General features: G+C 31.9%; 12 protein-coding genes. 5 read left to right on the plus strand and 7 right to left on the minus strand.

The annotated features are described in order from the left end of the window. On the minus strand, positions 1–628 hold a 628-nt coding region (locus K5Q11_RS06360), incomplete at its 3' end, for a hypothetical protein (protein WP_220752050.1). Between the two features lie 119 nt (positions 629–747). Next, positions 748–1623, minus strand: coding sequence for an ROK family protein (locus K5Q11_RS06365; protein ID WP_220752052.1), 876 nt, complete (start codon positions 1621–1623; stop codon positions 748–750). Positions 1624–1930: 307 nt separating this feature from the next. Here K5Q11_RS06365 and scrK point away from each other — a divergent pair, with 307 nt between their 5' ends. From scrK to K5Q11_RS06380, 3 genes are all read left to right on the plus strand, one after another. Then, positions 1931–2824 (plus strand): fructokinase ScrK, encoded by an 894-nt coding sequence (gene scrK, locus K5Q11_RS06370; protein ID WP_220752054.1) that lies wholly within the window; start codon positions 1931–1933, stop codon positions 2822–2824. 23 nt (positions 2825–2847) lie between these two features. Then, positions 2848–4194 carry a glucose-6-phosphate isomerase gene (locus K5Q11_RS06375; protein ID WP_220752056.1) on the plus strand — a complete coding sequence of 449 codons (1347 nt, stop codon included), beginning with the start codon at positions 2848–2850 and terminating at the stop codon, positions 4192–4194. Between the two features lie 149 nt (positions 4195–4343). Next, positions 4344–4949, plus strand: coding sequence for a helix-turn-helix domain-containing protein (locus tag K5Q11_RS06380; RefSeq protein ID WP_220752058.1), 606 nt, complete (start codon positions 4344–4346; stop codon positions 4947–4949). Here K5Q11_RS06380 and K5Q11_RS06385 read toward each other — a convergent pair. Beyond that, the gene (locus tag K5Q11_RS06385; protein WP_251067927.1) at positions 4939–6006 is read right to left on the minus strand and encodes a M24 family metallopeptidase; all 1068 of its coding nucleotides are present in this window, start codon (positions 6004–6006) and stop codon (positions 4939–4941) included. The genes K5Q11_RS06380 and K5Q11_RS06385 overlap by 11 nt on opposite strands. A 90-nt stretch (positions 6007–6096) precedes the next feature. Then, positions 6097–7059, minus strand: a complete 963-nt coding sequence (locus tag K5Q11_RS06390) for an NAD(P)-dependent oxidoreductase (protein ID WP_220752060.1) — start codon at positions 7057–7059, stop codon at positions 6097–6099. A gap of 223 nt (positions 7060–7282) precedes the next feature. Between K5Q11_RS06390 and adhE the strand changes: the two genes are divergently transcribed. Further along, entirely contained in the window at positions 7283–9916 is a 2634-nt protein-coding gene (adhE, locus tag K5Q11_RS06395; protein WP_373311503.1) for a bifunctional acetaldehyde-CoA/alcohol dehydrogenase, read from the plus strand. 34 nt (positions 9917–9950) lie between these two features. Here adhE and K5Q11_RS06400 read toward each other — a convergent pair whose 3' ends face one another. From K5Q11_RS06400 to K5Q11_RS06410, 3 genes are all read right to left on the minus strand, one after another. Continuing rightward, positions 9951–10955 carry an ADP-ribosyltransferase gene (locus tag K5Q11_RS06400; RefSeq protein ID WP_220752063.1) on the minus strand — a complete coding sequence of 335 codons (1005 nt, stop codon included), beginning with the start codon at positions 10953–10955 and terminating at the stop codon, positions 9951–9953. 132 nt (positions 10956–11087) lie between these two features. Continuing rightward, complete coding sequence (locus tag K5Q11_RS06405; RefSeq protein ID WP_220752064.1) at positions 11088–12017, minus strand: YczE/YyaS/YitT family protein; 930 nt, start codon at positions 12015–12017, stop codon at positions 11088–11090. A 105-nt stretch (positions 12018–12122) separates the two neighbouring features. Beyond that, on the minus strand, positions 12123–14651 hold the full coding sequence (locus tag K5Q11_RS06410; RefSeq protein ID WP_220752065.1) for a M1 family metallopeptidase: 2529 nt from the start codon (positions 14649–14651) through the stop codon (positions 12123–12125). A 189-nt stretch (positions 14652–14840) separates the two neighbouring features. On the opposite strand from K5Q11_RS06410, the gene K5Q11_RS06415 reads away from it, so the two are divergent. Beyond that, positions 14841–16796 (plus strand): cation:proton antiporter, encoded by a 1956-nt coding sequence (locus tag K5Q11_RS06415; protein WP_220752067.1) that lies wholly within the window; start codon positions 14841–14843, stop codon positions 16794–16796. The last annotated feature ends 89 nt before the right edge of the window (positions 16797–16885 follow it).

Genomic DNA, 16885 nt, shown 5'->3' on the forward strand with positions numbered 1-16885 from the left:
TAGCATTGCTTGATTGACTAGCATTGCTTGATTGACTAGCATTGCTTGATTGACTAGCATTGCTTGATTGACTAGCATTGCTTGATTGACTAGCACTGCTTGATTGAGTAGTACTGCTATTAGAATTACCATGTAGTGGATTTTCAGTAGCTATGGAACCAAAATCAACTGCAGGACGGCTTCCATCTGCATTGGTGTTTACACTTGTGTTGGTGTTTGCACTTGTGTTGGTGTTTGCACTTGTGTTGGTGTTTGCACTTGTGTTGGTGTTTGCACTTGTGTTAGTGTTTGCACTTGTGTTAGTGTTTGCACTTGTGTTGGTGTTTGATTTATTTTCAGACACTTTTACATGTTTTTTATGAGAATTTTTACTTAATAGTTTAACTTGATGTTCTAATTTGTTGATTTGCTTCTTTAATAGTTTTCTTTGATGTTTGTTAGCATGCTTATATTGTTTTTTCAAAGCGCGAATTTTCTTGTTTAAATTATTAACGTGGCCAGTTCGTTTTGATACCTTAGAATATGTAACATGGCTTTTATGTGAAGCTTGAACAGAAGAGTCCATAGCAGATACTGCTAATAGTGATAATGACATAGTACAAACTAATGCTGTTTTTTTTAAATTCATAAAAAAACTCCTTTTTTATAATATATTAATTTTTACATTATATATTATAACTCTTTAATAAAAAAATAAAAGATTATATTTAAATATAATCTTTTATTTTTAATTTAATTAGTTAAAAATTAAGAATAGAATTTTTTCTTAGCTAAAGATAAATTACCAATAATCGATAGTTTGCGACTTGAATGCGTTGGCATTTGAATATATTCTTTTAAATCTCCTACATCAATATAGTCATTGAATAGTAATTTAAATTGCTGTCTAACTTTATCTAACTCAACTTCATTAATTATCTTTCCACCTAAAATTATTTTTTTAGGTCTAGTAATTAAAGTGGCTTGAATCGTTGATTGCGCAATATAATAGGCAATAATATTCCAAATTGGATCAAACATTGAAATTTCCTTGTAACTTTTGCCTGTTCTAGATAAAATTGCTGGTTCAGAAACCAATCCTTCTAGGCAATCTCCTTGATATGGGCATATACCTTTAAAGGTTAAATCCTTAGGATGACGTTTGGGAATAATATGTCCAATTTCAGGACTACCGTTGTATCCAATAAATTCACCATTGTTAATAATTCCGGCTCCAACACCTTTACCAAACGTAATGTAAGCCAATGATAGAATTGGTTTATCTTGCAATATAGAATCAATGTATTCACCGTAAGCAGCACTATTAACATCAGTAGTAAAAGACATTGGAACTTGTAAATAATTTTGTAAGGTTCCTAACAGATTAAAATCAGACCAACCAGTTCTTGAAGTATCAGTAATATACCCGTACTTAGGTGAATAAGTTCTTAATTCAATAGGACCAAAAGATGAAACTCCTATCGCCTTTAAACTTTTAAAACTCTTAAAATATTCAATTATTAACTTTATAGTTTCACCAGGTGTAGTTAATGGTATTTCAATTTTATCTTTAATATTTGTTTGACCATCTCCTACAGCACAGGTTACTTCATCATCACGAGCTTCAATACTACCAAATAGCATAAGCATTACCCTCTTCCATAATTAAACATATAAAAAATTAAAATAAATAATATATACTTAAAATAATATATACATAGAAAGTAGCACTTTATGTAATCGCTTACAACATTAAAGCATTAAAATATTAATATTCTATAAATTGAATTAATATTTTATAAATTGAGCGTATTTCAATTGTAAGCGTTATCATTTTGTGCTAATTTTAAGATGTATTAAAAATAAATAATACTTAAGATTATTCATATCAACTTGACTTTAACTATTAATTATCTCAACTTGATGTGATTTATCGAGAGGAGATAGTAGTATGTTATTTGGTAGTATTGAAGCTGGCGGAACTAAATTTGTTTGCGCTATTGGTAATGAAAGTTATGAAATAATTGATAGTGTTCACATTCCAACTACTACGCCAGAGGAAACTTTGAATAAATGTGTGGAATACTTTAAAAAATTTCCAGAAATGAAAGCTTTAGGAATCGCATCCTTTGGTCCAATTGAAGTTCGTATTGATAATCCTAAATATGGGTATATTACTGATACTCCTAAGCCTAATTGGAGTAACACTAACTTCTTAGGTACAATGAAAAAATACTTTAACATTCCAATGTATTGGACTACTGATGTTAACGGATCTGCATATGGTGAATATATTAATTCAATTAGAAATCATAAACCTGTTCGTTCACTAGTTTACTACACAATTGGTACTGGTGTTGGTGGTGGTATCGTTAATAATGGTCATTTCTTAGGTTACATGGGGCATCCAGAAATGGGACATGTACGTCTAAAACGTGCAAAAGGCGATGAAAATTTTGCGGGACTATGTCCTTACCATCATGATTGTTTAGAAGGCTTAGCTGCCGGCCCTACATTTGATGCTAGAACTGGCAAAAAAGGAAAAGATGTTCCTATTTCTGATCCAGTTTGGGACATTGAAGCTTTCTACATTGCTCAAGCTGCTATTCAAGCAACACTTTTCGTTCGACCTGAAAAGATAATTTTCGGTGGTGGAGTTGTTAGTGAAGAATTATTAGATAAAGTTAGAGATCAATTTAGCAAGCTATTCAACAATTATCTTTCTGTAGGTGATTTAAAACATTATATTACAATGCCTACAGTCGAAAATAATGGCTCAGCAACTGTTGGAGACTTCGCGCTTGCATTAAAACAATATTACAAAGAAAATATAGTTAAGATTTAACTATATATACCAAGGTGAATACAATGAGTTATTTAAAATTTGATGCTTCAGCTCTAAAAAAATATGTAAATGATAATGAGTTAAATGAAATTAAACCAATGTTAAATACTGCAAAAAATCTTTTATTATCCGGTTCGGGTGTTGAAAGTGATATGCGTCAATGGTTAGACTTACCAACTAATTATGATAAAAACGAATTCAATCGCATTAAGCAAGCAGCTAAAAATATTCAAAAAGATTCAAAAGTTTTAGTCGTAATTGGTATTGGTGGTTCCTATTTAGGAGCTAGAATGGCAATTGATTATCTACATGATAGCTATTTTAACTACATGCCAGATGATAAACGTGATTTCCCTCAAGTACTATTTGCTGGAAATTCAATCAGCGGTTCTTATATTAATAGTTTAATCAAAATTATTGGTGACCGTGACTTCTCAGTCAACGTAATTTCTAAATCTGGAACCACTACTGAACCATCGATTGCATTTAGAATTTTCCATAAACTTTTAATTGAAAAGTATGGATTAGAAGCTGCTAATAAACGAATTTATGTAACTACTGATGCCGAAAATGGTGCCTTACGCCAAGAAGTTAAAGCTAATGGCTATGAATCATTTATTATTCCAAATGGTGTCGGTGGTCGTTATTCAGTTCTAACTCCGGTTGGATTACTACCTATCGCTGTTTCCGGAGTTAACATTGACGAATTAATGGCTGGTGCAGCTGAAGCACAAGCAGAATATGCTACAAAAGCAGTAGAAGAAAACTCAGCATTAAAATATGCAGCATATCGAAACATCTTATACCGTAAAGGTTATACTAACGAAATTTTTGAAGGGTATGAACCTAACTTAAGATATTTTGCTGAATGGTGGAAACAATTGGCTGGTGAATCTGAAGGTAAAGATTTTAAGGGCATCTACCCTACTTCAGCAATGTTCTCAACTGACTTGCATTCTTTAGGTCAATACATTCAACAAGGCCGTCGTGATTTAATGGAAACAGTCATCAAGATTCAAACTCCACCAACTGATGTTGATGTGCCTATAACTGGTAAAAATGGTGATGGTATTCAATATCTTGAAGGTAAGACAATGAATTACGTAAATGATAAAGCCTTTGAAAGTGTAATCATTGCTCATACTAATGGTGGTGTTCCTAACATGATTATAAATGTTAAAGACCAAACTCCACATACTTTAGGTTATGCAATTTACTTCTTCGAATTTGCAATTGCTGTTTCAGGGTATTTAAATGGCATCAATCCATTTAACCAACCTGGAGTTGAAGATTACAAGAAAAACATGTTTGCACTACTAGGTAAACCCGGTTATGAAGAATTAAAAGCACAAATTGAAAACGAAAAATAAATTACCGATAAATATAAAAAGCACTTACGCTATAGGCATAGGTGCTTTTTATATTTACTGTTCATGCTTGTTAAAGCAACTGCAACAAAACATAGCTAGCTAAAAATTCAAAAGTAACATAATATACTTAATATAAAGGAGTGAGCAAAATGAATTTTGGTCAAAGATTACAAAATGAACGAATAAAAAACCAACTAACTCAAGACGAGGTTGCAAACAAGTTATCGGTCTCAAGACAAACTATTTCCAGTTGGGAGAATGAAAGAACCTATCCTGATATCAATAGTTTGATTAGCTTAAGTGATTTCTACAACATCTCACTAGATACCCTACTAAAAGAGGACTCCGGAATGAAAGAATATTTAGAAAAAAATGAAATCGCCAAAAACTTAAAACCCATCTTAAAAATTTTAATATTTATAGATGTTTTATTTTTAATTACAATGGTTCTTAGAGAATTTAAAATTTTTGACAGTTCGTTATTACATTTTTTCATATTTATTATGGGAATTGCAAACATGTACGCATTAATTCGCTTAAGCAATTTAATGAAAAACATAGAAAAACAAAAGGTGTCAAAATTATTAAATTTAATAAATAAATACCGTAGTTTTGCAATTATAATAAGTATTTTAATAATATTTGTAGGAATAATCGTTGCCTACTATAATATGAATATTGGTGGATTAATTTCTGGATTAGGAACTGGTGTTATTATAATGTTATTTTTAAAAAATAAAAAAATTATAAAATAATCAAATCTTTAGGCGCAGAAGTTAATATTTCTGGGCCATTTTCAGTTACTAAAATATCATCTTCAATTCGAATACCACCTTTACCAGGTAGATAAATTCCAGGTTCAGCGGTTAACACATAATTATTATAAATCCTATCTTTACAGCTAGGATTCAAAATTGGAGTTTCATGAATATCTAAACCAATACTATGCCCACCACCATGACCATAGTAATTCCCATAACCATGATCTTCAATATAATCACGAGCTGCCGCGTCTACTAGTTTTCCTGAAGCATCGTCATGCATTGCCTTAATCATTTCATATTGAGCAGATAAAACAACTGAATAGGCATCAATTAGTTCTTTGCCTGGATTACCTACGGCAAAAGTTCTAGTCATATCAGAAGTATAATCATTATAATAAAATCCAAAATCTATGGTAACCAATTCACCGTTTTTAATTTTTTTGTCAGTTGCATCACCATGTGGTAAAGATGATCGTACTCCACTAGCTACAATCGTATCAAAACTAGGTTTTTGAGCTCCATGTTTAATCATCCAATCATATATCATAAGTTCAATATCTTTTTCAGTCATACCAACTTGTACATAGTTTAAAACTGCTTCATAGGCCTCACTGGTTAATTTACATGCTTTACGAATTGAATTAATTTCATCAGAATCTTTGGTATCTCTTAATCTTTCAATTTCATTATCAAACACCACCAATTGATTAGGCATTAATGTATTTAACAATTGATATCTAGAGAAATCAATTGAATTTTCAAAGGCAATCTTATTAGATGAATCCTTAACGATTTTTGCTGCCGTTTCATAGTAATTTCTGGTTATTTTTAAATTTAAGTCTGGAATATTTTTAGATTCCATTTCTTCTTGATATCTAGAATCAGTAACTAAATACAATTTGTTTTTTGTTACTACTACGCAGCCATCACCATCGGCGCCTTTAAAATTTGCTAAGTAATTCATATTGAACGGATTGGTAACAATCATACTGTAGACTGCTTTAGTTTTCATTATTGATCTTAATTTTTCCAAACGATGATTAACCATATTAAAACACTCCCTAGTTTAAATTGACTAAGATAATAACGCATTTAACCAAAGTAGTCCAAAAATAAAAGAGTCCTATTGGACTCTTTTTTAATAACCTTTTGATAAGTCAACTTCATTTTTGACGAGTGTGTCATTTTTAATAAATTGTTGCATGTTAACATCAAAGATTTTTAAAGCTTCCTCAACGTATTCAGCATGTAAACCTGAAATGTGTGAAGTAATTAATACATTATCCATTTTCCATAATGGATGATTAGCATCTAATGGTTCCGGATCAGTAACATCTAGTGCGGCTGAACTTAACCTACCCTGTTGCAATGCTTTAGTTAAATCATCGGTATTCGTACTAGGGCCTCGACCAATACTAATATACATTGGTTTGTTAGTTAATTTATTAAAAAATTCAGCATTATAAAAACCAGTGGTTTCTTTAGTTAGAGGCAAAGTATTGATTATTACATCTGCATCATTAACTACAGAATTATCATCATTCATCTTGAAAGTTTTATCAAATCTATCCACATCACGTCCACTATGATTAATACCAATCGTTTCAGCCTTAAATGCTTTTAATAATTCACCAATTCTTCCACCAATACTACCAGTACCATAAACGACTACTTTTTTATTTTTAAGCATTTTTAATTCATAGTTAGGTTTAATCCAAGCTTGCGCACGCGCAGCTTGATCAATAAAACGATAACTACCTAAAATCATACCAATAACCGTTTCAGCAATTGGCTCAGCATGAATTCCACTAACGGTAGTTAACTTAATATGTTTAGCTTTTAATCTATCTAATGGAAAATAATCTACTCCAGCAGATAAGGCTTGCACCCACTTTAGTTGTGATTGATTACTATCCAACATTTTATCTAATAAAACTTCATTATATCCAAATAAAACATTAATACTATCTAAAATATCTTGGGATAAATTTTCATTTTCAAAGTAAATTTTAGAATTAAAATTATCATTTTTAGCAAAGTTTTGTTTTATTTCATCAATATCAAAACTTTCATTTGGAGTTCCAACCAAAATATTCAACATAATCACCTCCATAGTAATTTACGCTTTATTTTTATTTCATTCAAATATTTTAACTATTAATTTTATAAAAAGTAGCTATATATAGTAGAAAAGTTATTTAATTCACATTAAAATAAATTGATATGAAAACGTTTTTAATTATTTTTATTTTGTTTTGTTAACATTTTCACAAAACGTGCTATAATGAAAAATGTTGAAAGTAATAAAAATTATTTTGTGAAAGATGGCGATTTTAATGTCAGTTGTTTCATTAAAAAAAGGCTCTAATAATATCAAAGAAGATAAAAAAGATATAGATTCACATATTGATGAAATGGTGAAAAAAGCGCATAAAGCTTTGGATATAATGTACACTTTTGACCAAAAAAAAGTCGATTACATAACACATAAAATGGTAATCGCAGGATTAAATGCTCATATGAAGTTAGCAGAAATGGCTCACGACGAAACTGGTCGTGGAATTGCTGAAGATAAAGCAATTAAAAATATTTATGCAACTGAAGAAATATGGCACTATATCCGTAATCATAAAACAGTTGGAGTAATCAATGATGATAAGGAACGACAATTAATTACTGTTGCTGAACCTTTAGGAGTAGTAGCTGGAATCACTCCAGTTACTAACCCTACCTCGACTACCCTATTTAAGGCTATTATTGCTATGAAAACTAGAAACCCAATTATTTTTAGTTTGCATCCTCAAGCAATCAATGCCTCTATTGAAACTGCTAAAATTTTACAAAAAGCTGCAGTTGAAGCTGGAGCTCCTAAAGATGCTATTCAATGGATCGAACACCCTAGCCGTGAAGCTACAACTGCCTTAATCAATAACCCTGGTGTAGCAATTACTTTGGCAACCGGTGGACCTGGATTAGTTAAAGCTGCCTATTCTACCGGTAAACCTGCTTTAGGAGTTGGTCCTGGTAACGGCCCTGTTTACATTGAAAAAACTGCTAAAATAAATCGTGCAATTAATGACATTGTATTATCTAAAACTTTTGATAACGGAATGATTTGTGCTACTGAAAACAGCGCTATCATTGACCATGAAATTTTTGATGAAGTTAAATCTAAAATGGAAGCCAATGGTGTATTCTTTGTTGCCAACAAAGATGTCAAAACTTTAGGCGACACCATGTTTAACAAGGAAACTGGCCAAGTTAACGGCCCAATTGCTGGAATGAACGCTAAACAAATTGCTAAATTAGCTAATATTAAAGTACCTGATAACACTAAAGTTTTAGCCGCTGTATTAGATGGTGTCGGCAGTAAATATCCATTATCAGGTGAAAAACTTTCACCAGTTTTATCAGTATATAAGGCAAGTAGCAAAGAAGATGCCTTCAGAATCGCTGATGAATTGCTACACTATGGTGGTCTAGGTCATACTGCAGCCATTCAAACTGAAGACGATGCAGTTGCTAAAGAGTTTGGCGTAAAAATGAAAGCTTGCCGTATTTTAGTTAACACCCCTGGTGGTCTAGGTGGTGTCGGTAATCTTTATAATGAAATGCGTCCATCACTTACTTTAGGTACTGGATCATGGGGTGCTAACTCTATTTCACATAACGTTACTGATTACGATTTGTTAAACTATAAAACTATCGCTAAACGTCGTAACAACATGCAATGGATCAAGTTACCACGAGTTTACTTTGAAAAAACATCTGTTCGTTATTTAGACGATATGCCAGGTGTAAATCGTGTGTTCATTGTTGCTAGTCCTAAGATGGTTGAACTTGGATATGTCGATATTATATTGGATGAATTAAAACGTCGACCAAATGAAATTGCTTACTCATTATTCTCTGATGTAGAACAAGACCCTTCAACTAATACTGTTGATAAAGGGGTTAGTCTAATGCAAAACTTTAAACCTGATACTATCATCGCTTTAGGTGGTGGATCACCTTTAGATGCTGCAAAAGCAATGTGGTTCAAATACGAGAACCCATCTGCTGATTTCTTTGGTGCTAAACAAAAATTCTTAGACATCAGAAAACGTGCTTACCGTTTTGATCAACCTAAGAAAGCCAAATTTGTCGCAATTCCAACTACTTCCGGTACTGGTTCAGAAGTTACTCCATTTGCCGTTATTACCGACTCTAAAACACATGTAAAATACCCATTAGCCGACTATGCTTTAACTCCAGATGTTGCCATTGTCGATTCACAATTTGTTGAAACCGTGCCTAAGGGAACTATCGCGTACGCTGGATTAGATACTTTATGTCATGGAATTGAATCATACGTATCCAATATGGCATCAGATTACACACGTCCATGGTCACTTCAAGCTATTAAAATGGTATTTGATAACCTTACTGCATCATATAATGGAGATCAAACTGCCCGTAGAGAAATGCATAATGCTGCTACTATTGCCGGAATGGCATTTGGAAATGCCTTCTTAGGTATTACCCATTCTGTTGCACATAAATTAGGTGGAGCTTTTGATAAACCACATGGTTTAATGATTGCCATTACTTTGCCACATGTCATCAGATACAACTTTAAGAAACCTGAAAAGATAACCATTTGGCCAAAATATGAATCATTTAGAGCGGACGAAGATTATGCTAGAATTGCTCGTTTCTTAGGTTTACCTGGCAACACTAATGCTGAATTAAGAGAAGCTTTAATTAATAAATTCATTGAATTAGCACACTCTGTTGGTGTCACCCTTAGCTTAAAAGCTAATGGTGTTACCAAAGCTGACTTTGATAAAAAAGTTGATGAATTAGCTGATCTTGCATATCAAGATCAATGTACAACTACTAATCCAAAAGAACCATTAATCGCTGATCTCAAGCAAATTATGATTGACGACTATAATGGTACTAACGTAGAAAAGTAGAAAAATAAAAAATCCTCCTTTTAGGAGGATTTTTTTATTCATTCATTAAACTTAAAGTAACCACTTTTAAATTCTTAGTTTCTTTAAACGATGCGTTCTTCTTACTTTTTGCATTTTTAGCTTTAGTTAATTGACCACTTAAAGTAACTTTTTTATTTTCAATGCTAGTAACAATCATTTTAGTGCCTGGGTTCAATAGGAATTCCTTCTCATTTTTATGATGAGATATTGGAGCTATATATGCACCACGATTGCCCAATGGAACATTTATTTTTAATAAAATGTTTCCAAAGCTTTCACCAATACTTCTACTCAAACTAGTAGAAGAGAAAGCTTTATCGAAATACTTAGCCCCTACTTTTAATGGCTGATTGTTTAATGAAGCTTGTAACCCCTTGTCTGATATACCACGATATACCGTTAAATTATATGGTGTTGAAAATTTAGAAATAGCTTTGGTCACATCTTTAGTTTCTTTTTTTACTTTATTACTGGTTTTAGAACTTGGATTTCTTAAATATCCATTAATATCTTGATAACCATCGTAAGTGTAATTTCCCACCGCTTTTACTTCATCTTTACTTAAACTTTTGTGCCATTTCTTAGTTAAATTGTTTAACTTATTTTCTGTAGCTTTAGAAAATGAATATGTTTTAGTATTATAAACGCTATAATTAAAGTTTTTAACGTACATAACCTTATTAGCGTTAGTAGTTATCAATGAACCATCTTTATAGTTTCCAAGATACTTAACCGGTGTATTAGTAGGAATCGTTACTTGTTCATTATTTTCTAAACTATTTCCCTGCATACTTTTATTAGTAACAAATTCATTGTTACTTTGACTGGTGGTTTGAGTATCTTGCATAATCATTGCTAAGTTACCGTTAGTTTTTGAAAGTTTTTCCATAAACTTAATTGTATTTTTATGAGTAGAATCAAGATTAATATTAGCTTGAGCATCTAAACTAGAACTAAATATACCTACTCCCAATAAACCAGTTATTAACAATCCAAAAGATATTTTTTTATTTTTCATATATTGTCCCTCCAAAGAGTTTTAGTTAATTATATAACTAACTAACCTTATAACAACTTATAATCGAGAAAAATAACAATTCTTTAAAAATAATTAAAAAAGATAATCATATAAAATGATTATCTTTTTTTGCTATAAATCTATATTTCTATGTTTAATTTCATTTTTAATAGAATCAATTCTAGATATTAAATCCTTTTGTAAATAAGTGGTACGATTCAATGCATCCTCAGAATTTTTCAGTACATCTAATAACTCTTGATCGGAATAACCAGATAAATGTTGTTTTACATAGGTAGTTTGTTCATATGCACGTGTAAGCACCATCAATCCAACTTTTCCTAGTCCTACTAATCCAGAACCAGCATTTTTAGCAGTAGGATGATTACTAAAGTGTTCTATATGATATACCAATTGCTGACTTATATGGGTGTTCCAATAATTTATCAAAGGGCCAGCAAAGAAAGCAACGACAACTGTTATAATTCCAACTGCTCCATGAGCAAAAAAAGCAATTAACATAAAAGTGATATCTTGCAAACTTCTAATAAATTTATATTTAACACTTACATGACTAGCAATAATTGGTGCAATTGCATCATATGGCGATGAGCCTAATGATGGAGACATATAGAGAGATGTCCCTAAACTAAATAGTAACAATCCAGTAACTACGTCTACGATAATGACAAATGGATTTAATCCCATATGGATAAAATTATCGTACAAGGTAGAGAACCACTGAATTTCATATCCTACTAACACCATATTTAAGATTGTTCCAATTCCTATTTGTTTGCGATCAAAAATAAAAATGATTATAAATAACACTGCATTCATCATTAGTTGAAAAGTCCCCAATGGCATGTGCAATGAGTTAGAAAATCCAATGTTCATTGCTGTAAAAGGATCCATTCCTAAACTAGCTTTTTGCAAAAATACTGCTCCCATAGATAGTATGGCAATACCAGCAAAAGACATCAATGAGCGTAACATAACATTAATAAAGTTATGTGATTTATTATTTGTGCTTTTATTTTCACTATTCATTTCATTAGTCAAAAACAAAACACCTCCTATTAAATATTTTATTGCATTTTACGATAAAATAATAATAATCAGACTTACAAAAAAAGTGTCTAGCCTTACTGCTAGAACACTTTTTTGTTATTTAGCTAATTCAGCATTAACTGCATCGCGTTCAGATTCTATTAAATCTACCCGACTAGCTAGTGCTTTTGTATCCATTTTAATTTCACGAGTTAATCCTGGGGTATTAAGTTTAGGTTCGAAAAATGCTTTAAATTCAGTAAAACGTTCGCTGGTATGGAACACATTAGCTGTAACAGTAATGAAAGTAGCAAATTCCATATCTCCACCAACCGTATCTTCCAACCATTGCCATTCGTTTCGAATCCAATCCCAAGCTAATTGTTGTCCCTTGTCATTATCTAAAATGTAACGGTACCATCCGCGTAAATCTTGTGGCTTGATGGTTTCACTATCTTCAAAGTGACTAACTAATTTAGCTAATACACTTTCAGATTTAGCATCAGTTAAAGCTGAACATAAACTATTTTTGTAGCTAGCATCAGATGTTTTACGATAACTTGCTAATAGTTTTTCAAATAGTTCATCACTACCAAAATTTTTAACTTCATTAGATAGTACCAACGTACGAATATCAGCAGGCAAGGAAATTAAATTGTCTTTATACTGACTAAATATTTTGTGAGCAGTATTCACTGCATCATTATCCTTAGCATATAACATTCCACCTAACGCTAGTCGACGTGTTACTTGATCATCTTTAGAATCATTGGCATTAGGTTTCCATCCCAAACGGTCAGCTTGTTTTGCACTAAGTTGACCTATAAATTTACGTAGATTGTTTTCTTCGTTTGATTCTGGATTAACAAAATCTTCTAAGTCGTAAGCTAAATCATAAATTATAGAATTAACTACTACTGAATTGTCACCAGCAAATTTTCGTAGAAATGGTATTACCTTAGCATAACTAACTTGCTTACCTTCAGCTAATAACTTCAAATCCTGTAAAATTTGCATTTTAGACATGTTATCTAATTTATCGTCATGTTCTAAGATGTCAGTCAACAAAGTATCATCATATTTAACAATAAAGTGCGAATCATTACCAACGTTTAAGCGGAAAGGTTGATTACCATTTTTAGATTTAAGTTCTGCATAGTTACCTAATGATAATTCATTATCCTTAAAAATTGCTGGTACATCTTGGTAATTGCTATTCAACGGAATATGCCATTGTCTACCCTTATCTTCTCCATCACCGATAAAGAATTGTTTTTGTGTTAATTTCAATTCGCCATTTTCAACTTTAGCTGTAACCACTGGATATCCTGGTTGTTCTAACCATGAATTCATAATAGATTCTACATCCATTCCAGATGCCTCACCTAAAGCATTCCACAAATCAGCTCCAGTCGCATTACTATATTGATGAGCTGCAAAATAGTTTTTAAGACCCTTACGCAAAGCATCGTCACCTACTAAAGCTCTGGCCATAACTAACATTCGCGCACCTTTGGCATACACAATTGCTGCATCAAATAAGGAATCAATTTCAGCAGGATGATTTACTTGAACGTGCACCGATTGTACCCCATCAGTAGCATCACGTTTTAAAGCTGCTTGAACGTCAGAAGTTTGGAAGTTTTCCCAAATGCGCCATTCAGGTTCGATTGCATCAATAGCAACAAATTCCATCATATTGGCAAAACTTTCATTTAACCATAGGTCATCCCACCACTTCATAGTTACTAAATCACCAAACCATTGATGTGCTAATTCGTGTGCAATAACTGTTGCTACTAGTTGTTTAGTGGTTAGTGCTGTATTATCTGGGTCTAAAACTAAGTAGGCTTCACGATAAGTTACTAAGCCCCAGTTTTCCATTGCACCAGCTGAAAAGTCAGGTAATGCTAACTGCCATGAATGAGGTAGTGGATATGGAGTTTGATAAAAGTCTTCATAAAATTCAATGGAACGTTTAGCGATATCTAAAGCAAAATCTAATTCATTAGCTTTATGTGCTTTAGTAGCAAACACGCCCACTTTTACTCCGCTTTTAGTGGTTGTAGTTTTACCCTGTAAATCACCAAAAGCAAAAGCAATTAAATAAGTCGACATTTTAACGGTTGTATCAAAATAATGAACACCATTTTCATGCTTCAGCTCTGGCATATTACTCAAAATAGTTTCACCAGGTTGTTCATCGAACTTAATCGCTAAATCAAATTGAGCCTTGGCTTCTGGTTCATCAACACATGGGAAAGCTTGACGAGCAGCATTAGTTTCAAATTGAGTACCAATAATTTGTTTTTTAACTCCATCAACTTCGTAATATGATGGATATATTCCCATCATAGTATCAGTTAATGGTGCCGTATATTCAATTGTAATTTCAACTGGACCGGCTTTAGGTAATTGAACGTTAATCGCATCGTTTTTATCATCAGTTTTAAAGCTTAATGGTTCATCAATCAATTGTACTGATGAAACTTTTAAAGCTTTTTGATGAATAGAAATTTGTTCTTGTTCAGCCAAACCTTTAATTACAGTTTTACCAGTAATTGTTTTTTTGTCACGATCAATATCTAAATATATATTGTAGTGATCAGGTTTAAATGTATCGTAAAAACGTTTAAATTCAGCCATAAAATCCTCCTGTAACAGTTAGAAAAATTTAATGAAATTGACAGTAAAATTTCATTTTAAGTTGCATTAATTATATACTTATTGAATTTAATTGGCTAGTTTTCGGCTTGATAGATAAGGTAAACTTCAAAATAAAAATATGTAGAGTAAAATTAAATGGTAATTTATTTTTTCGAAAGGAATGATTTTTTGGAAATATTTTATACAGTAATGCTATTGATAATTGCAACTGTTACCGCGAATATGGTTTATCCGCATTTTCCATTAATTCCCCAAGCCTTTTATCAAATTTTTGCGGGAATGCTGTTATCAATGTTACCTATATATAATCATTTTACGTTAGAACCAGAAATGTTCATGTTAATTATAATTGCGCCATTGATGTTTCATGATGGTCAAAATATTGATACCCACGAACTTAGAAAACACATTTCATCAACGATGTCCATGTCAGTATTGCTAGCTATCATTACCGTCATAATTATGGGATACATTAGTCACGCTATTATCCCTAGCATTCCACTAGCATTAACCTTTGCATTATCAGCAATTGTTACGCCAACTGATAGTGTAGCTGTTTCTTCAATTACTAATAATGTAGAAATGCCAGAAAACGTGATGGGCATGTTAGAAAGAGAATCGCTATTTAATGATGCATCTGGTTTAGTGGCTTTCAGTCTGGCACTTGGTGCTTTTACTACCGGTACATTTTCAATTGGATTAGGCATTAATAATTTCTTATTTGTCTTTTTTGGTGGTTTATTGATCGGTTTAATTTTAGGTATTTTGCTTATCTGGCTACGTATCCGTTTAGTAAGAAATGGCATGGATTCGACCAGTGTCATCGTTCCATTTGACATTATTTCACCATTTGCTATTTATTTAATCGCTGAACATTTTGGATGTTCTGGAATTTTAGCTGTAGTAGCTGCTGGAGTGTTGCGTAGTGCATTTAGTAAGCAAATTAGACTTTCCAACACTAGTTTGCAATTGGTTTCACGTTCAACTTGGAATATTGTTACTAGTATTTTAAATGGATTCGTATTCGTTTTACTAGGAGTTTCGATTCCTACGGTTCTGTATGATATTAAAAAAGATAGCATGCCTGATTTACCTAAATATATATTATTATCAATATTACTGTACATAGTAATGATTGGATTACGCTATGTTTGGGTTAAATTTAGTTTTGCAAACATTCACTCTAAAGCTCATGATCATAATAAAAATGCAATTATTAGTGCTTTATCCGGAATTCATGGAACCATAACTTTATCCATGGCTTTTTCAATTCCATTCACTTTAAATAATGCCCCTTTCCCATATCGCAATGCAATTGTATTCATATCTACGGTAATCATAATCTTAAGTTTATTAATTCCAGCGATTGTCTTACCTATGATTTTGCCAAACAACGAAGTTGATATTGACCCAGATGAATTTAACAAATGTAAGCGTCAAACCGTTCATTATGCTACTAAGAAATTAATTGAAAATAATCCTATTCAGCAAACTGACGCACACATTGTGGCTGCTACATTAAGTAGTCAATACAGTAATCGTCGACCTAGCAATAAAAAATTTAGAAAAATAATGCGCGAAGCCAATGCAGTTGAAATTAACAGCATTCAAAAATTAGTAGATGAAAACAAACTTAACGTTCAAATCGCTAATCGTTATGTACGTGGATTAGTTTGGCAGGCTCAACGCAATCGCCAATTTTCATTTTATATAGTTATATTTGCAATTAAACATCTTAACCATTTAATTGCTCGTAAATTTAAAAACAATTATCATTATAAAACTAATTACAATAATCAAAAACAAGCATTTCAAAAAGTCGAAAATTATGGATATGAAAGTGTGATGCAATTCTTATCTAAAGATCATAACGATGAAGATCAAATGGCTATAAATGCAGTTAAGCATTCGTATAATTTTAGACACAAACGTTTAAATGATAACGGTTCTGCTGATAAGCAAAATGAACTATTTATTCAAGCTTTTCAATATGAATACAATTATGTACAGGAACAAAGTGGATTAGGAAATATAGATTCAACAATGGCAGAAGAATTGTATAAACAAATATCTATTGATCAATTAATATATATGCAACAAAATACTGACGGTCGAGAAAAATAAAAAGGAACTAACTTTTGTACCGCCTTAAAAAAGTTAGACATAATATCTAATTTTTTAAGGCGGTTTTTTTATGTCAAAATATTCAACTA

The sequence above is a fragment of the Apilactobacillus xinyiensis genome, assembly GCF_019656235.1.
Taxonomy (GTDB): Bacteria; Bacillota; Bacilli; order Lactobacillales; family Lactobacillaceae; genus Apilactobacillus; species Apilactobacillus xinyiensis.